Raw genomic sequence first — 20,753 nt, forward strand, 5'->3', positions numbered from 1 at the left:
TTTGTAAGAAAAGAAATAGGGAAAGTAGGAGAATAAGCAAATATTTCTAGCTCAAACATTCATAAAGAGTTCAATAAATAGTAAAATAAGACGTAACAAGTTGAATTAAAAGTAACATAGGGAAAAGGATGATAGGAATGAGCTTATCACTTCATTATTTTGTAGCTGTAGCATTACCAGACGAACTTAAAAAGTCATTATCTATATATATGAACGAGCTAAAAAAAGAAATTCCATTTGAACGTTGGGTGCATCCTCAAGATTTGCATATTACGTTAGCTTTTTTAGGCAAAACGAATGAAGAAATGCTAAAAAAGCTACATGAAGAACTAAACAACAAGAAAAGACAGAAAGAACCATTTACCATAACATTACAATCTTTAGGAACTTTCGGAAATAAACAAAGCCCGAGAATATTTTGGTGTGGAGTAGAAAAAAACGAAAAGTTAAGCGATTTAAGAGATCAAGTATTCACTAGCTGCGGGCGAGTTGGCTATGAGTTAGAAACAAGACCGTTTCACCCACATGTTACACTAGCAAGAAAATGGAAAAGCAAATCATTCGAAGAAGAAAGATTGAATGTTTATAATCAAAGAAAAGATACATTTATTTGCGATAAGTTCGTTTTATATAAAACGAATCTACATTCGTTGCCAAAGTATGAAGTGGTTGAAACATATCATCTACAACTTGAGTAGGAGTCTAAGATCATTGAAAATAATAATAATATCATTACAAGTAATTCTTTTATACGGTTTATATCAATTAGGTACAATTATTAAAAGTTTATTCAACCTCCCAATACCTGGGAGTATCATTGGCATGCTTTTGCTATTTTTATTACTATCCTTTGGTATTATAAAGGATTTTTTCCTTCAAGAAGGTGCATCTTTTTTATTACTCTACATGCCCTTATTATTTATTCCAGCAACTGTAGGAATCATGGAGTACTTTTCTCTATTTGGTGGTAAAAGTATGTTAATGCCTCTTGCTGTATTGGTAAGCACATTACTAATTATGGCTGTGTCAGGAACTGTCGGACAAAAAGCAGCTGTTAGAATGGAACGAAAGCAACAAGCTTTAGAGAGGAACGCGTATGACAATGTTAGTTAGTGTTAGTTTTATCTTATTAACTGTAATTATCTTTATTTCTATGCGTTTCTTTTATGAAAGGTTTAAGTATGCCTTTTTTGTCCCTGTTTTAACAAGTAGTGTGATAATCATTTTGTTTTTACTTTTATGGAATATATCTTATTCTGAGTATAGAGAAGGAACGAAGTGGTTGCATGAACTGTTAGGACCAGCTGTTGTAGCGTTAGCCTTTCCCCTTTATCATCAGCGGAAGATGATTATGGAGTATAAAGGGCCATTAACATTTTCAATCACTTCTGGAATAGTTACTGGTATTGTATCTGCGTTTCTTTTTGCAAAAATAATACCTGTAGATACGAAAATAGCCATCTCATCCATTCCGAAATCAGTTACTACACCTGTAGCCATGGACATAGCTCATATTATTGGTGGAAGCCCAAGTTTAGCTGCTGCTTTTGTTATGATAGCTGGTGTAGGAGGAGCGATGTTAGGGCCATTTTTATTTAAGACGTTAAAAATCTATCATTATATTGGGATTGGAGTAGGTCTTGGGGCTGCCTCGCATGGAATTGGGACCGCTCGTGCTTTGGAATTTGGCAAAAAAGAAGCAGCGGTGAGTTCTATAAGTATGACAATCTCAGCAATCATATATTCTATTATCTTACCATTTGCAATATTATATTTCTTATAGATGGAGTTGGCGGTGTGGCTCAATTAATTAAGTTACAAGATTATATTTCAAGATATGAACAAGATATTTATCGATATTCCAATCAATATATACGTTTTAAAAAGCAACAGTGGGAAAATTTCCAAGACCGAAAAAATGTAATAGAAGAAGATGAACTCCCCTTTTCTCTGATGGAAGAAGAAGATAGTAATAATAAACTCCTAGATTTCTTGAAGAATGGTTTTAAAAGAAAGAAACAAAATGAAGAGGAAGAGTTTAATGTAAAAACCTACGAGAGAAATGGTGAAGAGGATGATTTGCATGAATATTTTAAGAAGGCAAATTCATTGAACTTATCAAAAGAGGGCGAAAAACAATACTTCCTTGATGGGCTATACCCGTATCAATTAAAATGGGCAAGCTCCACTATAAGAGATAAGTCTTTCTTAGATGTAAGATATAAAAAAGATAAAAGGTTAAAATACTTGCTACAACGATTTCCTGATACATTTTTAGTTATGTATAATCCTATTTTTTTAGTAAAACAAGCTCCTGTTCAGTTAGAAATCATTTTGGTCACTCCAGGTGAAATCAAATGTATTAATATGACGGATGTAAAAGACGAAAGTGTGTTAATTGGGAAGAATGATCGATTTTGGCAATTGCGAGATGGAGAATCAGAAAAGAAAATCGTCAATCCAGCTATCAGCTTGAATAGAATGGGGAATATTGTTAAGAACATTCTTATAGCAAGTGATGTTACCTTTCCTATTCATAAATTAATTTTAAGTGAAAATTCGTACATTGATTTTCCAGATAAACAATCTGATATCGAAATTTACGATAAAAGAAATTACGATTCCTGGTTTCAACAGATGAGGGGATTTTCATTGCCAATTAAACATAGTCAATTAAAAGCAGCAGCTACTTTACTAGAACAATGTCAATCAAGTTATGTAGAACGTCCTGAGTGGAAATAATATAAGGGTATGGGGGTGTAATGAATAGGTGATTACTGTTAAGCGAGAATTCGAAGCCTTTATAGATAAATTAGACAGTATTACAGTATTATTGCCCAAAAGTGAATATAGTGGTCTAAGTAATAGTTTCACATTAGAAACTAACTCATTACCCCCAAAGTCATTGCGAATCGGCGAAAAAATTGATCTGCCAGATAAAATAAAGTACATTTGCCAGCTAGAAGAACCACTACAAATCGGTGTTGAATATTGGATAACGGACGAACATAGTAGAAAAACAGACTTACAAATTGGTGCAGTCATCCGAACAGAACAATGGGATGAATTGTTTTATTATGATTGTAATGATTTAGGAGTCACGTACAGTAAAACAGATACTACTTTTACAATATGGGCTCCAAGTGCAAGTGCTGTAAAAGTAAAAATTATCGAGCTGAATGGAAATGAAAATTTATATAGTCTGTTACGAGAAGAGAAAGGTGTATGGAGGTTAACTGTAAACGGGGACTTAGAGTATTTTACCTATACATTTTTAGTTTGTGTAAATTTAGTCTGGCGTGAAGCAGTAGACCCGTATTCAATAGCAGTAAGCGCAAATGTTGAAGCAGGTATCATCATCAACCCAGAAAAAACAAGGATGGCCATTCATCCCCTTCCACCTTTTAAAAGCATAACAGACGCGATTATATACGAGTTACATGTGAGGGATTTTTCCATCCACGCAGAAAGTGGGTTGAAGCAAAAAGGGAAGTATTTAGCTTTTCTTGAAGAAGGCACCAAGACATCTTCGAATCATATAACTGGTTTGAACTATCTAGAAGAACTAGGAATAACCCATGTGGAATTACTACCTATCAATACATTCGGAGGAGTCGATGAATTACACCCTGATAAGCAATACAATTGGGGGTATAACCCACTGTTATTCAACGTACCACAAGGTAGTTATGCGACAAGTGTGACGAATCCACTTTCAAGAATAAAAGAGCTGAAACAACTTGTGGACACTTTTCATAAGAAAAACATTAGAGTGATAGTAGATGTGGTCTATAACCATGTATTTATAAGAGAAGAATCTTCTTTTGAAAAAATTGTTCCAGGATACTATTTTCGACATGATGAACATGGGATGCCGTCTAATGGTACTGGGGTTGGAAATGATATTGCCTCAGAGAGAAAAATGGTAAGAAAGTTCATCTTGGATTCTATCCTGTATTGGATAAAAGAATTTGACGTGGATGGCTTTCGTTTTGACCTAATGGGAATTTTAGACATAGATACGATGAATGACATTCGTAATGCAGTAGATGAAGTGAAAAGCGGTTGCATCTTGTTAGGAGAAGGATGGGAATTAAATACTCCTATAAGGGCTGAACAAAAGGCGATGATTAGCAATGCACAGCAGATGCAGGGGATTAGCTTTTTTAACGATCGCTTTCGTGATGGAATAAAGGGAAGCACATTTAATTTATTTGATAGAGGGTTTGCATTAGGAAATACACACAAAACACAAATTTTAAAAGAATCTGTCATAGGCAGTATTTGTTTAAACAATGAAAATAAAGGTTTGTTTGTCGAGCCAACTCAATCGATCAACTATGTTGAATCACATGATAACCATACTTTATGGGATAAAATGAACATTTGTAATGCACATGAAGAAGAAAACTTAAGAATTAAGCGTCACTTACTAGCAACAGCAATTGTATTTTTATCACAAGGAGTTCCCTTTATCCATGCGGGTCAAGAATTTTTCCGAACAAAAAACGGCCATGAGAATAGTTATAAATCCCCTGATACGATTAATGCACTTGATTGGGAAAGAAGAGATAAGTACCTAGAACAAGTATCGTATGTACAAGGCTTAATAGCTTTACGTAAGTCCCATAGTGCCTTTCGATTTTCCAACGCTTCCAAAATAAGAAAACATTTTTCTGTTGTAATGGAAAAAGGTTCATTGTTCGCCTACACGTTGAAAGATGTACAACAATACGGAAACAGTAAAAATATTTTAGTAATATATAATAATGCTATACAAAAGGACATGGTGAAATTGCCAGGTGGGAAATGGAATGCGTGCGTGTTGGGAGAAAAGGCAGGAACAACCACATTAAAAACGCTTGAAAATAGCATAGAAGTTCTTCCTGTAAGTACAACCGTGTTAATTCAACATTAAACTTTCATCAAGTACTTGATTTAAATGGGAAATGACGATAAAATTTATTAAGATAGCTATTGTGTAAATTGTCCAATAGCTGTCTTTTTTGTTTGAAGTGAATATACCATTAAATTTTATGAAAATTAAAGATAAATTTTTAGAAATAGACTCGTATTAGGAAAGTATTCGTACAATAGTGTAATGAATGCTTGATACAAATTCTTATGAAAAGTTGTGTTGAAATTGAAGGTGAATTGGTTGGAGCATTTATTAGGTGATGAATGGAAAATTAGTCCTGCAGGTGGTTTAACTGGAGAGGCATATTTTGCAGAAAATAATGATAAGAAGCTTTTCTTAAAAAGAAATTCTTCTCCATTTTTAGCTGTATTGTCTGCAGAAGGAATCGTTCCAAAGCTCGTATGGACGAAAAGATTAGAAAGCGGAGATGTTATTACTGCGCAGCATTGGATTAGTGCTAGAGAACTTAAAGCTCACGACATGAAAATGGAAGGTGTCGCTAAGCTCTTGCATAAAATTCATCATTCCAAAGAACTTTTGGACATGCTCACTCGCTTAGGCAAGGAACCTTTAGAGCCTTCTGTAATTGTAGAAGACATCATACATTGTATGGATCCTCAACTAGCGAAACTTCAAGTCATTCAACAAGCTTTACATTTCTTAACAGAAGAAATGACAAACGTATCATTTCAAGATAGAGTCGTTTGTCATTGTGATTTAAATCATAATAATTGGTTATTGTCCGAACAAAATGAATTATTTTTAATTGATTGGGATGGCGCAATGATTGCTGACCCAGCTATTGATCTTTGCATGGTACTATATTGGTATTTGGAAGAATCGGAATGGGAGAGTTGGCTAAGCACGTATGGTATTGAATTAACAAGCCATTTACGTCAACGAATGCACTGGTATGTTATTGCACAATCCATTTACTCCATTCAATGGTATTACAAAAGTGGTGTGGAAAAAGAATTAAATTACTGGTTAACTTACCTTGAAAGTTTACTGCCCACTAACATTTAAGAAAATTGGTCGATGCTATTAATCCAATTGGTTAAGTCCCCTTGGTGAGACGTAACATGATTAGTCACGTCTTTGATGCCTCGTCCCGTTTGACTATAGGAATATATATCCATTAGAACGTGTTTCACATTTTGGTCCACTTCCGTATTGACCATTAGTGATTTTATGACACGTTCTAGTTGCTCGTATTCGGCAACAGATGCGCAACAATCTATTTGGTGATCTGCTAATATGTCTTTTAGTAAATGCATTTGGTCTTGGTGATTTAATGGCATTATAAACACTCCTTTAACATACCGTTCTAACATTATCGTGTGTTTTTTTTTGTTTCTTATACACGGAAATTCAATCGGTCTTAAAAGATGGATTTTTTTACGGGTTTTCTTAGCATAACAATAAAGATATATATTGGTTACAAATTGTTGTTGTTCCCTGTAGGTGCTCGCTTTCCGCGGGTGGTCTCGGGAGCCTCCTCAGCGCAAGCGCCTGTGGGGTCTCCCTTGACACACTCTCCCGCAAGACAAGGAAGCTACTTGAGAGATGCTTCGCACGAAGAAAATGCGTATGCATTTTCGAGGAGTCTCGCACCTACAGGGAACAACAACTTTTTATTGCATTACATTGATAATAAATCCATTATAATAAATCAAATCAACTAGAGGTGAATACAGTGAGAATTAGAAATAAGCCGTGGGCTAAAGATTTAATTGAGGGTAACCCACATATTATTATCCAAAGTCCGGAGGAACATAAAGGGAAATGGCATGAAGTTTTTGGTAATAATAACCCTATCCATATTGAAGTAGGCACTGGTAAAGGGAATTTTGTTACTGGAATGGCAGCAGCAAATCCTAACATTAATTACATTGGTATTGAATTGTATGAAAGTGTAATTGTAGTTGCCTTACAAAAGGTAATTGATTCAAAATTACCAAACGTAAAGCTACTGAATGTTGATGCAGTTAATCTACCTGAAATATTTGCTTCTAGTGAAGTAGGACAAGTTTACTTGAACTTTTCAGATCCTTGGCCGAAAAAGCGACATGAAAAAAGAAGACTAACACATAGTGATTTTCTTGACCTATATAAAAAAGTGTTAGTGGACAAAGGAGAAATTCATTTTAAGACAGATAACAGAGGTTTATTTGAATACTCATTGATTAGTTTTAATGAGTATGGTTTACAACTAAAATATGTTAGTCTAGATCTTCATAATAGTGATTATGAAGGTAATGTAATGACTGAATATGAGCAAAAGTTTTCAGAGCTAGGACAACCAATTTACAGATGCGAAGTAAAATATAAATAAGAAACTGGGACAAAACCAAGTGAATTAAATGAAAGAGGCCTGTAAGAACATTTTTTAGTTCTTGTGGGCCTCTTTCTTCATAGGCCGTATGAAGTTCAATACCAACAAAATTTTAGTGCCAGATGAACTTCATAAGCGGGTATGAAGTTCAACTTCAATTTTTAGGACAATGTAATCTTATTAGCTTCACCAAGCTTTATGTTAAAATATTTATTGAAGGGGGATGACAACAATGGAAACGTTAACATTAGGTAACTGGAAGTTAACTTGGCTAAACGGTGGTGTGACGAACCTTGATGGGGGAGCAATGTTTGGTGTCGTACCAAAACCGTTATGGTCAAAAAAGTATAAAGTAAATGAAAAGAACCAGATAGAACTAAGAACTGATCCAATTTTACTGCAAACTGGTGATAAAAATATTCTCATTGAATCTGGAATTGGAAACGGAAAACTCAATGACAAGATGAAGCGTAATTTTGGTGTAACTGAAGAGTCAAGAGTAGAAGAGCAACTGGAACAACTTGGACTTACTCCAAGTAATATAGACATCATCCTAATGACTCATATGCACTTTGACCATGCCTGTGGCTTAACAATGTGGGATGATGCACGTAAAGAGTTTGTATCTGTCTTTCCTAATGCCACAATTATTACTTCTGAGACTGAGTGGCAGGAAATGAGAGATCCGAATATACGCTCTAAAAATACATATTGGAATATGAACTGGGAAGCTATTGTAGACCAAGTACAAACTTTCACAAATGAACTAGAAGTAGTAGAGGGAGTAAAGATAATTCATACAGGTGGACATAGTGATGGTCATTCCGTTATTTACATTCAGAATGGGGACGAACGTGTACTTCATATGGGTGATTTAATGCCAACACATGCACACCAACAATCACTGTGGGTATTAGCGTATGATGACTATCCGATGACTTCTATTTTTGCAAAAGAAAAATGGATACCATTTGGCCAACAGCAAAACGTTTGGTTCACTTTTTATCATGATGCACAATATCGAGCTATAAAATGGAATGATGCGTATGAGATAACAGATAAAGTGAATAGACAAATATAAAAAAGACTGTCCTTCCTTGTAGATAGGTCAGTCTTAGTAAAGATTAAACAGTTGTTAGTTGTTTAACATCAAGCAAGTTACCGTCTTTTAAATTTACTACAAATTCATATTGTTCCAATGTGCCATTATTTCTTCTTGAAATTCCACCTTTATATACTTTATAAGGAATTTCATTTACGTAATAGTCTTCTGGTAGCATATGAATCCAGGACCCGTCTACTGGACCTTTTTGCTTAAATGCATCTTTTGCGACTTTTAATGCTTTCTCGGGCTTAATGGGCTGACCTTTCGTTGCTTCATTTATTAACAATGCAGCAGCAGCCCCAACGCTTACTCCAAGGAGAAAAGTTCTACATTTCATTAGGGAAACCTCCTAATTTTTATATAGTTATTATGCCTAACGTTCTTCTCATACCATATTCATTAGTGTATGCAAAAGTTAATGTTATTTATAAGTATACAATCTAAAACAATAAAAGTAACGGGAAAACTGGAAAGAAGTTTGAAAGTTCGGTACAATAGTAGTAAAAATATTTCGATAACCTAAACGAAATAAAATTCACTACATACTTACAAAGGGGAGTACATAATGAATAACGAAACAAAAGCACTTTTTCAAACATTAACAGAGCTACCAGGAGCACCTGGATTTGAGCATCAAGTACGCAAATTCATGCGTTCAGAATTAGAAAAGTATTCAGATGAAATTGTTCAAGACAAATTAGGAAGTATTTTCGGGGTAAAAAGAGGAGACGAAACTGGTCCAACTGTAATGGTAGCAGGTCACATGGACGAAGTTGGTTTTATGGTATCATCCATTACAGAAAATGGTATGTTACGCTTTCAAACATTAGGTGGCTGGTGGAGCCAAGTACTATTAGCACAACGTGTACAAATTATTACTGATAACGGTCCTATTATCGGTGTGATCGGCTCCATTCCTCCACATCTTTTAGATGAAGCAAAACGTAGTAAGCCAATGGATATGAAAAACATGCTAATTGATATTGGTGCTGACGATAAAGAAGATGCACTTCGCTTAGGTGTAAAACCTGGACAACAAATTGTTCCAATCTGTCCATTTACACCAATGGCAAACGAAAAGAAAGTATTAGCAAAAGCATGGGACAATCGCTACGGATGCGGACTATCTATTGAGCTGTTAAAAGAATTACAAAACGAAAAATTACCAAACGTTTTATATTCTGGTGCAACAGTGCAAGAAGAGGTAGGATTACGTGGTGCGCAAACAGCTGCAAATATGATTAAGCCTGACATTTTCTTCGCACTAGATGCATCACCAGCGAATGATATGACTGGTGACAAAAATGAGTTTGGCCACTTAGGTAAAGGAGCGCTTTTAAGAATTTACGACCGTTCCATGATTACACATGTTGGAATGAGAGATTTTATTTTGGATACAGCTGAAACTAATAAAATCCCATACCAATATTTTATTTCGCAAGGCGGAACAGATGCAGGAAGAGTTCATACTTCTAATGAAGGTGTTCCTTCTGCGGTAGTTGGAATTTGTTCTCGTTATATTCATACACATGCTTCTATCGTACATGTAGATGATTACGCTGCAGCAAAAGAACTAATTGTGAAACTAGTGAAATCTGCTGACAGAGCAACAGTTGATGCAATAAAAGTGAGATGATTTTTACAAGCGATGGGATATTTCTCTCATCGCTTTTCTCTATTTAATTTAAGGAGTCTGAGGTATTGTGGAAGATAAGGTGGTTATCGGTTCGAGGAATCCGGCAAAAATAAAAGCTGTTGAAAATGCAATAAAGGCCCTTGGTTTACATCTTACGGTGATTGGAAAAGAAGTCGAGTCTGGAGTTTCAGCTCAGCCTATGACGGATTCGGAAACGTTACAAGGCGCTAAAAATAGAGCGTTTAACTGCTCAACTGAAGATGAGACTGTTTTTGCGATTGGACTTGAAGGTGGTATTGATATAGTAAATGAACAGTTAATTGTTTGTAATTGGGGTGCGTTAGTAGATAAGGAAGGAAACGTATTTTTGGCGAGTGGAGCAAGAATACCATTGCCTGACCATTTTCAAGCGGAGCTTAAAGGTGGAAGAGAACTTGGGCAAATTATGAATGATTTTTGCAATCGAAATGATATTAGTAAAAAAGAAGGTGCAGTTGGTATTTTTACTAATGGAGCAATAAACCGAATTGAAATGTTTGAACATGTATGTAAATTGTTGATTGGACAATGGCAATTTAATAAAACGAGGCTGAGCCAAAACTAAATTAATATAAGTAAAATCCGAACATTAACCCTAATAAATCGAGGGTTTTTCGGATTTTTTAAATTTTTCAAAATGGAATTTTACATTCTTAACTTTCCAGCAGATGATTGGAGTGCAAGCCGAAGACTCCTGCGGGAAAGCGTGTTAAGTGAGACCCCACAGGCGCTTGCGCAGAGGAGTAGGTTTTTTCACGACAGTGAAAATAACCTACCTTTTTACCGCCCGCGGAAAGCGAAGGCTTGCGCTCCAATCATCTGCGGTATTTAAAAGGTAAGTTACATTAGTATTTTATTTAAGAATGAGAATTAGTTTTATCCCAAGCTCTGTTTTATTTTTTCTTATTCAAAGATATAATGTAAAACCTTTAATGCTTGATCAACAGTTTCTACTGTAACATTTGCTTTGTTAGAAAGTTCTTTTAATGGATGGTGTAAATTTTCTGGCCTTATTAAGATAAGTGGTTTATTCATCGTTATAGCAGTACTAGCATCCATAGCAGTGTTCCACTGTTTATATTTTTCACCGAACAAAGCAATGACTAAATCTGATTTTTGCATAAGTATTTGTGTTCTTACATTGTTAATTTTAGATGCGGCCTCATCTTTTGCAACTGGGTTTGGTTGCTCTCCTAAGATCATTTCCCCAATATTATCCGATTTATCGTGGTCTGTCATAGGACCAACGAATCGGATATCAAAGTTTAATGCCTTCGTTTTTTCTTTTAATTCCTCACGCCAATTTGTATGAATTTCTCCTGCTAAGTATACGGTTAAGTTCATCTGCTCACACGCCTCCTTAGATTCTGAATAAAAAGTATTCAACTATCAAATTTTAACATAAGAAAAAGAATTAAGTAAATTTTTAAAATATGTTGTCACACTATACATTGATAGTTATGATAGTATTAAAGAAAGATAGTAGAAATGTACTAAGGAGTGGAAGTATTGTTGAATAAGAATAGCTTCATACATAAAATATTATATTTATCATTATTTTCATTAATAATAATCTCTTTAGCTGGTTGTAGTATAACTGAACAAGAAGCGGTTGATGCTTCTATTCAAATTGTTGAGTCTTCATTAGCTGAAGAAACGAAAGAAGCTAATACAGAAACAGAAAACATCTCTTATTATCTACCATCTGCATTTACCATTGAAAGTGAAGTAAATAACAATATTGTCATTGAAAATAATGATCAAACATACATTTTATTTGTTAATCCTTTAGAATCTGTTTCATCTGTTGTTGTATATGAAACAACACTAGGTTTTTATGAAGATCCTATTGTTAATAAACAATTAAACAATGAGGAACACTTTATATTCTTTATAGTAGACAATGGGCCTAGTGAACAGACTTACGAAGTAATAGTTGGTATCGGCGGAATGAAGATGACTACCATCACATCTGCTGCAAATATGAAACAAAGCGTTCAAGATATGATAGATATTATTAATTCGGTTAACATTAAACAATAAGGATCCATTTTATAATCAAAGCTTACAAAAAAGAGGAGACCAGTAGTTAAACTATTGGTCTCCTTTTTCTATTTCTGGTAGTGTTCTTCCGAATCTTTTTCTGTATGAAGAATTTCTTCCTCCATATTGTTATCTTCTACACTTTCATCTGTAGCTTCATTATCTTCAAACGTTAGTTCTTCTTCCGAAATAATTGGTTCTTTTTCTTCTGAGTTTTCAAATGACATTTCTTCTTTTACAATGAACTGACTAACTTCATCTTGTAATTCATTTGCAATATCAGTTAACGAGATCGCTGCATAGTTCACTTGTTCTATTGCAACAATTTGATGTTCACTTGAAGCGCTTACTTGTTCGGAAGTTGCTGCTGCTTCTTCTGAAATGTATTGAACTTCTGAGATTTTTTCTGTTAAAGAGTTGTTTGCTACATGAACTGCATTCATAGATTGTTCTACTTCTTCGACTTTTCCATGTATTTCTTTTACATTAGAAGCAATGGATACGAAAGATTGTTGAGTCACTTCCACTGATTTTTCTTGTAAGTTTCGGTACTCGCTGAACTGTTCCGCCTCTTTTGATAGTTTTGTCATTTGTGATCCCATAGTAGAAACTAGCTTTTTAATTGATAATGCTTCCGCTTTGGAACGTTCTGCTAGCTTGCGGACTTCTTGAGCTACTACAGCAAAACCTCTACCAGCTTCACCAGCTCTAGCTGATTCAATGGCTGCATTTAATGCTAGTAGGTCAGTATTTTCTGCAATTTCTTGTATGGTACCAACAATAGAGCTGATTTGTTGTGATTGATTTGTTGCTGTTTGAACTTGTTCCGTTAAATGATTTGCTAATTGTAAGAATTGATTCGATGAGGCCTTAAGTTCTTGAACAATACCTAATCCTTCTTCACCTTGTAACTGCGCCTGTCCAGCTTTTTCTTTAATAACAAGCGTTAATCTCATCGTCTCATTTATAGCTCTTTGTACATGCTGTAAAATATCATTACTTTCTTCTAAATGTCTTGCTTGATCACTTGATCCAATGGCAACTTGTTTTATCGCTTCATTCACTTCTGTTGATTGTGCTGTCGTTTCCTCCGAAATAGCCGCCAAATTTTGAGACGAAGAATGGAGCATATCTGTTGCATCCATTACTTTAATTAGAGATAATTGCATCTTTTCCGCCATTTTATTAAAAGTTTCGCCGAGTTCCGCCATTTCATCTTTCGTTGTAATAGGCACACGGTGGGCAAAGTTGCCTTCTCCTATTTTCGATGCGCCTTCTTTTAATGACTTAATAGAACGATATATATTTCTATTTAAAAAGTAACCGATAATCGTTAAGAAAATTAAAATGATAATACTTAAAATAACTGTGGCAAGCATTGTTGTTTGTAAAGTATTGTTTAGTTCCGTTTGAATTTCTTGTTGTAGGGTAGAAATACTATCTTCCACTCTACTCACACTTAATTCTACTGTTGTACTAATCTGTTCAAAATTACGAATTAAACTAGAAGATTGCATGTAGTTATCCTGAATAGTTTTCATGGATTCTACATAAGGATCAAATAATCGAACAATAGTAGATTTATTAGATTCCGAATAATCACCTTCTGTTAGCAACTGCCTAAAAGTGTTCGTTGCATTTGTAAAGTCTCTAAAAATAGTGTCATGACGTAAAGTTAAATATTGTTGTTCATATAAACGAATATTTGTTAGGAGTTCATCCATTTCTGGATCACTCAAACCTCTAGTGTTAGCAGTCAAGTTTCTAGCTAAGCTCGTAATTTCTCCTCTCAAACCTTGAAACTCGCTAAAGCCTATCTCGCGGTACAAGCTTTCTAACTCTTCGAATTCAGCAATATATGTATTTGTTGCTCGTTCAATTTGCTGGAATTGACCTAAAATTTCCTCTTGATCCGTAAAATTAGTTGACAATGTTTGAGACATGTCATTGATGGAAGCAGCTGTTTCTTTAATTTTTTCTGCAGTTCCATCGGTAGGCTGACGTAAAAATTCTTGCTCAAATCGTCTAGTTTCAGCAAATGAAAATTTAATTTCTTTACTGCCATTAACGGTTTCTAGTAGCGCAACTTCTTGTTGTTTAGCATTTGACTGAATAAAATAAAATAAAAAGTTACATAATAGCACGATTACCAAACCAGCAATTGCAGTTGCTAAAATAAATCTTACTCTTCCTCTAATTGTTTTCATTCTGCACCCCCATAATAAATCGACTAAATTCGAATTATATGTATTTTGATAATTATCTGATATTTTAAGACAATTATAGACATAATTCTACGTATTTCTCAATAAAATATTTTTATTGTGTAGCCTTGTAATATTGATATCGGTAGAATATAGGCTATTATTAAGTTAGAAAGGAGATGAAATTATTTGAAAAGATTTTTTACTAAAAAAGGTGTTACTTTATCTCCAAAAGTTTATTTGATTGATGGTTTATCTTTCATGGCTTTAGGGTTGTTTTCAACTTTAATTATCGGCTTAATTATTAAAACAATTGGGGAACAGCTTCAGTTAATTCCTAATTTCTTTACTATTGGTACATATTTTCAAGACATGGGTGTACTAGCCATGGGGTTGATGGGACCAGGTATAGGTGTTGCGGTAGCTTTTGGACTTAAAGCACCTCCATTAGTAATTTTTTCTGCACTAGTAGCAGGGGCAGCTGGCGCGCCACTTGGTGGACCAGCAGGTAGTTTTATTGCGGCTCTTTTAGCGACAGAATTTGGGAAGCTTGTTTCTAAAGAAACAAAGGTTGATATTATCATAACCCCATTCGTAACTATATTTGTTGGATTTTTAGTTGGTACATTTATTGGACCACCAATCAGTACTGGATTACAATATTTCGGAGAAGTTATTATGTGGGCAACAGAACAACAACCTATTATAATGGGTGTGATAGTTGCTGTGTTAATGGGATTAGCTTTAACTGCACCAATCTCAAGTGTAGCCATTGCGTTAATGTTGGGACTTGAAGGGTTGGCAGCTGGAGCAGCTACGATCGGATGTGCAGCTCAAATGGTTGGCTTTGCAGTGAGTAGTTATAGAGACAACAAAGTTTCTGGATTGTTTGCATTAGGAATCGGTACGTCTATGTTACAAGTCCCTAATATTATTAGAAATCCACTCATTTTAATACCGCCAACAGTAGCAGGTGCTATTTTAGCTCCAATTGGAATTGCATTGTTTTCAATGACGAACATTGCAGCTGGTGCTGGAATGGGTACGAGTGGCTTTGTTGGCCAAATAATGACGTTCAATGCGATGGGGTTTACAACCGCTGTATTCTTACAAGTGTTGATGCTTCACATTGTTGGTCCTGCTGTGATAAGTTTAATCATATCCGAATGGATGAGGAAAAAATCTTACATTAAAGATGGCGACATGAAAATTAATTTAGGGGGATAAGGAAGAATGGAAAAATTACAATCAATGGAGCAATTTCATACATTAAAAGAAACGGAAAATGTAGTACTTATGTTCTCTGCAAGCTGGTGTCCAGATTGTGTGATAATTGAGCCAGTATTACCTGAAATCATGGAAAAGTTCTCTCAATATAAATTTTTATATGTAGATCGCGATGAATTTATTGATTTATGTAGTGAGTTAAGTGTCTTTGGTATCCCAAGCTTTGTAGCTTTTAAAGGTGGAGAAGAGGCAGGGCGCTTTGTAAGCAAAGACCGTAAAACGCAACAAGAAATTGAATCGTTTTTACAATCATTATAATGAAAAAAAAGACTTAGTTAGCCACGAGTGGCCACTAAGCCTTTTTTTGTATTAGTTTCGTCCGTTCCCTTTACCTGGCTTATCTGGTTTTCCAGGTTTATCTGGCTTTCCAGGGCCGTCATTATCACTACCTACATTGATGAATAGCTTTCCATCAGCAATTTGACGTGTAACGTTACCGTATTCATCAGCCACTTTCACTTCAATTTCAGCGCCTTCTGCAACGACACTTGAAGTTGCTGTCCAGTAACCTTCGTAATTACCAGGAGATGTTTCAACTAATGGTAATTCCATCGCATTTGCAACTTCGACCTCACTACCTAAGTTAGTTAGCGGCATGCGGATTGTAAAAGATGCTTGTAATCCTGGCTCACTAGTTAACTCAATTTTTACCGTCTGACCTGCATTTAAGTGAACGTCTTGATCAGGTTTGACATTAGAAATTTCTGGTGCATCGTAGTTTGCGTATACTACTACACTTTCCGTAGAGGAGTTACCTGCTTTGTCTAACGCAACTACTACAATATGGTTTTCCCCATTTTCAAGCATTACTCGGTGAGAGAAAGAACCATCTGTAACAGTTACGTTTTGACCGTTCACTTTCACAGAATCTAAGTTTGTATCTGCTACAGTACCTGTAACTGTAACTGTTTCACGATTTGTTTTATCTCCATTCTCTGGGCTTGTAATTGCTAGCTCAGGAGCATGTTGATCTAAAACAACTGTAACTGGTGCGGATTCGTCTGTTATTCCGCTATCTGTAGAAGCTTTAGCTGTGAACGTGTTTGTACCTTCTGTTAATGTTGTATCAATTGTAAATGTTCCAGCTTCTGTAGCTGTTGTTGTACCAACTTCTTCACCATTATTGAATAAGTGAACAGTTGTAGTCGGAGCAGCTTTACCTTCTACTGTAACATTCTCATTGCTAGTGTAAGTTTCATCACTAGGAGAAGTAATAGCTGGTGCTGTTACTTCGTAATTAACGATAGCGCGAATCATATAGTTACCTTCTGCCGCAGGAGCAGGTGACCATGCACCGCCAACATATTGCCAGCTACGACCTGCATTTGGTCCGTTTTCATCTGTACCTAAACCAGGTGCATTAGGATTTGGATTCGCTTGTATATATACCATGTAGAAGTCTTGTTCTACGATGATACCTAATTCAGATAAATCAACTTCTGTCCATCCGCCATCACGTTGCGCAATTGCGTCAATTGGACCAGCTAGTCTCTGACCTGGTGCTCCATCTGGACCAGTTGCATCGTATACAGCTACTTTAAATGCTGTTCCACCAGGAGTTGGCCATGAAGTATCCCAGAATCGGAATAATCCACCAGCTACAAGAGCTTGATCTTGATTTTCAGGTAAAGACATTTTTACAGCCCAACCGTTACCAGCATCAAAGAATGCACGTGCATTTTCTGCTGTTCCATCATCGTAACCAATTTCACCAGGGTATCCGATAAATGGTCTTAATTCTAAGTTAAGCTCTGTGTCACCAGAAACTGTTACCTCGATTGTTTCACTGTAGTAAGAAGGAGCCATAATACGTAACGTGTAATCTCCTTCATAAGCAGTGATGGAGAAATGCCCATTTTCATCAGTAGTTACTGGAGCAACTGCTGCATCTTCTACAAGAAGAAGCGTTGCGTTTGTAACAGGTTGACCAGTAGCACTGTTTGTGATTGTACCACTTACTGTACCTTGAGCTAATTCTTCAAGTACAAAGTTAGCAACTGCTTCACCATCAGCTGGGATATCAACAGTTTGTTCAGCTGAATGATAACCGTAAGCTTCAGCTCTTACCGTATATTCTCCAGCAGCATGTAACAGCTCGTAATAGCCATTAGCAGGATTTGTTTGAATAGAACGGTTAGATTCCACTACCGTTACTGTTGCACCAAGCGGAAGTACGTTTGGATGATATTCATTTACTTTTACTTCCTTAAATTCTTGAAGTGAACCAGCAGGAACAATCTTGCTAGGATCTACTTTTAATTCTTTTGCTGCAACTGATTTATCAGGTGTAGCATTTACATGTGTACTAGATAAGTTAAGTGACTCATCAGCTAAATGAACGTCATCTAAATACCAACCTACACGTACAACACTACCATCGGTTGTTACGTTGAATCCAATTAAAATAGTTTGACCAGCATATTGTGATAAGTCAACTTCACGGTCAACCCATCCATTTGTTACATCATCAAAACGATATGCTTGAGTCCAAGAATCTCCGCCGTCAGTCGAAACAAACACATGACCGAAATCCCAACGAGTTTCTAGGTTATGCCAACTCTTATATTGTAAATAAGCTGGACTGTTTGCAGGTAATTCTACTGGAGGCATTACTAGCGTCATGTTCGCATTGTTCGCATAGTTACCAGCTAAGTTTGTTGCATATACTTTTTCGCCAGAAAATGCACCATTAGGACCGCTTGTAGGAACTCCCCACTCCCAGCTGTTGTTGTTACCGAAAGAATACCAACCAACTGGATCAGACTCAAAGTCTTGGAAATATCCGATAGAAATACCTGGTTGAACACTTACTTCATAAGTATCTGTTGTTACTTCGTTTCCACCAAAATCAACGATGTGGAATCGGTAAGATACACTTGGTACTGCAATGTCTTCACCAGAAATAGCTGCACGGAAAGTAGCGTTATTGTACGTACCAGAAGTACGAGTAGCAGCAACATCTACCCATTGGCCATCTTGATTTTCATACTGTAATGTTACAGCAGAAATACTTACGTTATCTTGTACGTTAATGCTTAAAGGTAAAGTCATGCCAGCGTATGTTTCAGAAGGTGCTGCATGTTCGAAAGTCGGAGGTTCGTTATCTTCACCATCTTTTGCAACTTGCCCTTTAATTTTTCCTAATCCAGAGATAATCGAAGAAACAGCATCATGTACATTAATAATCCCATGACCGAAGCCGTTGTTTGGTGCTTCAGGGTATTGAGAGTTAGTTCTTGGAGTTGCTGTTGTTTCTAAAATTTCTGCAATCTCATCAATGGATAGAGAAGCATTTACTTGTTTTAATAATGCAACTGCACCAGCTACGTGTGGAGCAGCCATGGAAGTACCGTTCCATCCACCAGTATATCCACTTCCGGGGGTTGAAGATCGGATACTTACACCAGGAGCAGAAACATTTGGTTTCATTTCTCCATATGGAGAAGGACCTTGTAAAGAGAAGCTACCTAAGTTCATGTTAACGTCAGTTGCACCAACTGCGTATGACTCAGGGTAGTTTGCTGGAACGGCTACAGATCCAGGACCACCAGGGTTAGTTGCTGTTGTATTTCCAGCTGCGAATACAGGATAGATGTCCGCTGCTTTCCATGCTTGCACCATAGGACGGAACCATTCGTTCATTCCAGCACCGCCACCCCAAGAGTTGTTTACAATATCAGGAGCCATAGCTGGATTTGGTGTACCATTTGCATCAGTTGGAGCTAGTAACCATTGAGCTCCTGCTAAAATCTGAGCTTGAGTTCCTCCACCAGATGCAGCTAAAATCTTTACTCCTATCCATTTTGCGCCAGGAGCAACACCAACTTTATTCGTGCCGTTTTGCTCTCCGCCAACAGCTGTACCAGCTACGTGTGTACCATGACCATGGTCATCGTAAGAAGCTGATTGACCGTTAACAGCATCAAAGAAGTTGTAAGCGTGAGATGGACTGTTAGGATTGTTAGGATCAAATCCACGATATTGGTGCATTAATGCTGGGTGATTCCATTGAACACCAGTGTCCATTATTGCTACAACAGTACCTTGCCCGTCAACACCCATTTCCCAAGCTTGTGGAGCTCCTACTTGTTGAATATTCCACTCTACATTTTCGGATGAAGGCTCAGGAACATCTGCCTCAACTCCAACCGATGCAGTAGGTGATTCAATTGCTGGATATAATTCTACTTCTTCATTTGGCGTGATTTTTTCTACTTCAGGAAATGCTGCTAATTGTTCCATTACTTCTTTAGTAGCAGTCACTGCAAGACCGTTAACAATGAAGAAAGATTGAACATCTTTAGCAATTCCTTTTGCTTCTGCTTTTTCTAAGTAAGAAAGAGCATTTGCCTGAGTTTCAATTGCTGTAGCTCGAAGCTCAGAAACAATTGCATGACGTTTCATTAAAGTAGTTTGAGCTGGAGTGTTTTTTTGAAGTTGTGCTTTTTTCTCCATTTCAGCTGCTACTTCCATTGTATCTACTTGATCCTTGAACTTTACAAGGAATGTAACCATTTCATCTTTTGAAAACTCACTTTGGAGTTTATTGCTAATTTTATTAGCAGCTGCTTCTTTTGCATCCGTCGAAAAGGAAGTGCTAGCCCCTTTTGATTGAGCTGATGCATTACTTGCCAAAAAACTTGGTACAATTAGCATGAAACACATTGCTACTAGTAAAAATTTAGAAAAAACTTTTTTCGTTCGACACTTCATTTACCCATCCCCTTTGTTTTAATAGATATGAAAAGCTATGAAAAACCCTCCTTCCACCGTTGTATTTGTCTGACCTTTACTCTATTTATCAATAGGATAAAAGAGTATGCCTTAATGCTTTTCAGCTAAGTAGGCTTATGTAAAAGTCGTGGTGACAAGTAAAGCGTATTAAACAATGTGAAAAAAAAATGTCGAAAAAACAATTAATATTTCTGAATATTCTAAAAATGATAGAAACGTCGTACAGCTCGTTTTTTGTCATAGGGATAAAGAAATGGATGAGAGTCTAAAGTAATTTTGTGGAGTAAGGCTAAAAGCGTTGATGGATTAACATAAATTGAGAATATAGGTATTTTTTACATATAGTAATTTACTAGATAAAAATTACTAGAGATGGGGAACCGAAAATTAAATTAATAAAAATATGGATTTTACCCTATTGAATATATGCCTAGAAGAATAAAGAGGAAATA

General features: G+C 36.1%; 18 protein-coding genes. 13 read left to right on the plus strand and 5 right to left on the minus strand.

Going from position 1 to position 20,753, the window contains the following annotated elements; genetic code table 11:
• The first annotated feature begins 137 nt into the window (after nucleotides 1-137).
• The 6 genes from thpR to CDZ92_RS00510 all read left to right on the plus strand — a co-directional run bounded on the left by thpR (nucleotide 138) and on the right by CDZ92_RS00510 (nucleotide 5,944).
• Nucleotides 138-698: an RNA 2',3'-cyclic phosphodiesterase gene (gene thpR / locus CDZ92_RS00485; RefSeq protein WP_157842676.1), complete on the plus strand. Its 561-nt coding sequence runs from the start codon at nucleotides 138-140 to the stop codon at nucleotides 696-698.
• A 13-nt stretch (nucleotides 699-711) separates the two neighbouring features.
• Nucleotides 712-1,113 carry a CidA/LrgA family protein gene (locus CDZ92_RS00490; RefSeq protein ID WP_096152901.1) on the plus strand — a complete coding sequence of 134 codons (402 nt, stop codon included), beginning with the start codon at nucleotides 712-714 and terminating at the stop codon, nucleotides 1,111-1,113.
• Nucleotides 1,097-1,783, plus strand: a complete 687-nt coding sequence (locus tag CDZ92_RS00495; protein ID WP_227521437.1) for an LrgB family protein — start codon at nucleotides 1,097-1,099, stop codon at nucleotides 1,781-1,783. Before CDZ92_RS00490 ends, CDZ92_RS00495 begins: the two co-directional genes overlap by 17 nt.
• Before the next feature lie 14 nt (nucleotides 1,784-1,797).
• Nucleotides 1,798-2,742, plus strand: a complete 945-nt coding sequence (locus tag CDZ92_RS00500) for an NERD domain-containing protein (protein WP_096152902.1) — start codon at nucleotides 1,798-1,800, stop codon at nucleotides 2,740-2,742.
• A 28-nt stretch (nucleotides 2,743-2,770) separates the two neighbouring features.
• Nucleotides 2,771-4,918 carry a type I pullulanase gene (pulA, locus tag CDZ92_RS00505; RefSeq protein ID WP_096152903.1) on the plus strand — a complete coding sequence of 716 codons (2,148 nt, stop codon included), beginning with the start codon at nucleotides 2,771-2,773 and terminating at the stop codon, nucleotides 4,916-4,918.
• A 219-nt stretch (nucleotides 4,919-5,137) separates the two neighbouring features.
• Complete coding sequence (locus CDZ92_RS00510) at nucleotides 5,138-5,944, plus strand: phosphotransferase (protein ID WP_176483676.1); 807 nt, start codon at nucleotides 5,138-5,140, stop codon at nucleotides 5,942-5,944.
• Here CDZ92_RS00510 and CDZ92_RS00515 read toward each other — a convergent pair.
• Nucleotides 5,941-6,219: a YtzH-like family protein gene (locus tag CDZ92_RS00515; RefSeq protein ID WP_096152905.1), complete on the minus strand. Its 279-nt coding sequence runs from the start codon at nucleotides 6,217-6,219 to the stop codon at nucleotides 5,941-5,943. The two genes, CDZ92_RS00510 and CDZ92_RS00515, sit on opposite strands and share 4 nt — an antisense overlap.
• A gap of 395 nt (nucleotides 6,220-6,614) precedes the next feature.
• On the opposite strand from CDZ92_RS00515, the gene trmB reads away from it, so the two are divergent.
• Together trmB and CDZ92_RS00525 are read left to right on the plus strand one after the other, a co-directional pair.
• Nucleotides 6,615-7,253 carry a tRNA (guanosine(46)-N7)-methyltransferase TrmB gene (gene trmB, locus CDZ92_RS00520; protein WP_096152906.1) on the plus strand — a complete coding sequence of 213 codons (639 nt, stop codon included), beginning with the start codon at nucleotides 6,615-6,617 and terminating at the stop codon, nucleotides 7,251-7,253.
• A 232-nt stretch (nucleotides 7,254-7,485) separates the two neighbouring features.
• Nucleotides 7,486-8,334, plus strand: a complete 849-nt coding sequence (locus tag CDZ92_RS00525) for a YtnP family quorum-quenching lactonase (protein WP_096152907.1) — start codon at nucleotides 7,486-7,488, stop codon at nucleotides 8,332-8,334.
• A gap of 43 nt (nucleotides 8,335-8,377) precedes the next feature.
• On the opposite strand, the gene CDZ92_RS00530 is transcribed toward CDZ92_RS00525, so the two are convergent.
• The gene (locus CDZ92_RS00530) at nucleotides 8,378-8,695 is read right to left on the minus strand and encodes a PepSY domain-containing protein (RefSeq protein WP_096152908.1); all 318 of its coding nucleotides are present in this window, start codon (nucleotides 8,693-8,695) and stop codon (nucleotides 8,378-8,380) included.
• Nucleotides 8,696-8,923: 228 nt separating this feature from the next.
• Between CDZ92_RS00530 and CDZ92_RS00535 the strand changes: the two genes are divergently transcribed.
• Both CDZ92_RS00535 and CDZ92_RS00540 read left to right on the plus strand, forming a co-directional pair.
• Nucleotides 8,924-9,994: a M42 family metallopeptidase gene (locus CDZ92_RS00535; protein WP_096152909.1), complete on the plus strand. Its 1,071-nt coding sequence runs from the start codon at nucleotides 8,924-8,926 to the stop codon at nucleotides 9,992-9,994.
• 67 nt (nucleotides 9,995-10,061) lie between these two features.
• The gene (locus CDZ92_RS00540; protein WP_096152910.1) at nucleotides 10,062-10,598 is read left to right on the plus strand and encodes a DUF84 family protein; all 537 of its coding nucleotides are present in this window, start codon (nucleotides 10,062-10,064) and stop codon (nucleotides 10,596-10,598) included.
• A 338-nt stretch (nucleotides 10,599-10,936) separates the two neighbouring features.
• Here the strand turns inward: CDZ92_RS00540 and CDZ92_RS00545 are convergent, their stop codons facing one another.
• The gene (locus CDZ92_RS00545; RefSeq protein WP_096152911.1) at nucleotides 10,937-11,377 is read right to left on the minus strand and encodes a YtoQ family protein; all 441 of its coding nucleotides are present in this window, start codon (nucleotides 11,375-11,377) and stop codon (nucleotides 10,937-10,939) included.
• A gap of 165 nt (nucleotides 11,378-11,542) precedes the next feature.
• On the opposite strand from CDZ92_RS00545, the gene CDZ92_RS00550 reads away from it, so the two are divergent.
• A complete protein-coding gene (locus tag CDZ92_RS00550; RefSeq protein WP_096152912.1) occupies nucleotides 11,543-12,076 on the plus strand; it encodes a hypothetical protein in 534 nt (177 codons plus the stop codon).
• Nucleotides 12,077-12,144: 68 nt separating this feature from the next.
• On the opposite strand, the gene CDZ92_RS00555 is transcribed toward CDZ92_RS00550, so the two are convergent.
• Nucleotides 12,145-14,283: a methyl-accepting chemotaxis protein gene (locus CDZ92_RS00555; RefSeq protein WP_096152913.1), complete on the minus strand. Its 2,139-nt coding sequence runs from the start codon at nucleotides 14,281-14,283 to the stop codon at nucleotides 12,145-12,147.
• Between the two features lie 186 nt (nucleotides 14,284-14,469).
• Here CDZ92_RS00555 and CDZ92_RS00560 point away from each other — a divergent pair, with 186 nt between their 5' ends.
• Complete coding sequence (locus CDZ92_RS00560) at nucleotides 14,470-15,507, plus strand: PTS transporter subunit IIC (protein WP_096152914.1); 1,038 nt, start codon at nucleotides 14,470-14,472, stop codon at nucleotides 15,505-15,507.
• 6 nt (nucleotides 15,508-15,513) lie between these two features.
• Nucleotides 15,514-15,825 (plus strand): thioredoxin family protein, encoded by a 312-nt coding sequence (locus CDZ92_RS00565; RefSeq protein WP_096152915.1) that lies wholly within the window; start codon nucleotides 15,514-15,516, stop codon nucleotides 15,823-15,825.
• A 51-nt stretch (nucleotides 15,826-15,876) separates the two neighbouring features.
• Here CDZ92_RS00565 and CDZ92_RS00570 read toward each other — a convergent pair whose 3' ends face one another.
• Complete coding sequence (locus CDZ92_RS00570; RefSeq protein WP_096152916.1) at nucleotides 15,877-20,280, minus strand: S8 family peptidase; 4,404 nt, start codon at nucleotides 20,278-20,280, stop codon at nucleotides 15,877-15,879.
• Nucleotides 20,281-20,753 lie beyond the last annotated feature (473 nt).

This window comes from Bacillus sp. FJAT-45066, from assembly GCF_002335755.1.
GTDB classification, from domain to species: domain Bacteria; phylum Bacillota; class Bacilli; order Bacillales; family Bacillaceae_I; genus Bacillus_CD; species Bacillus_CD alkalisoli.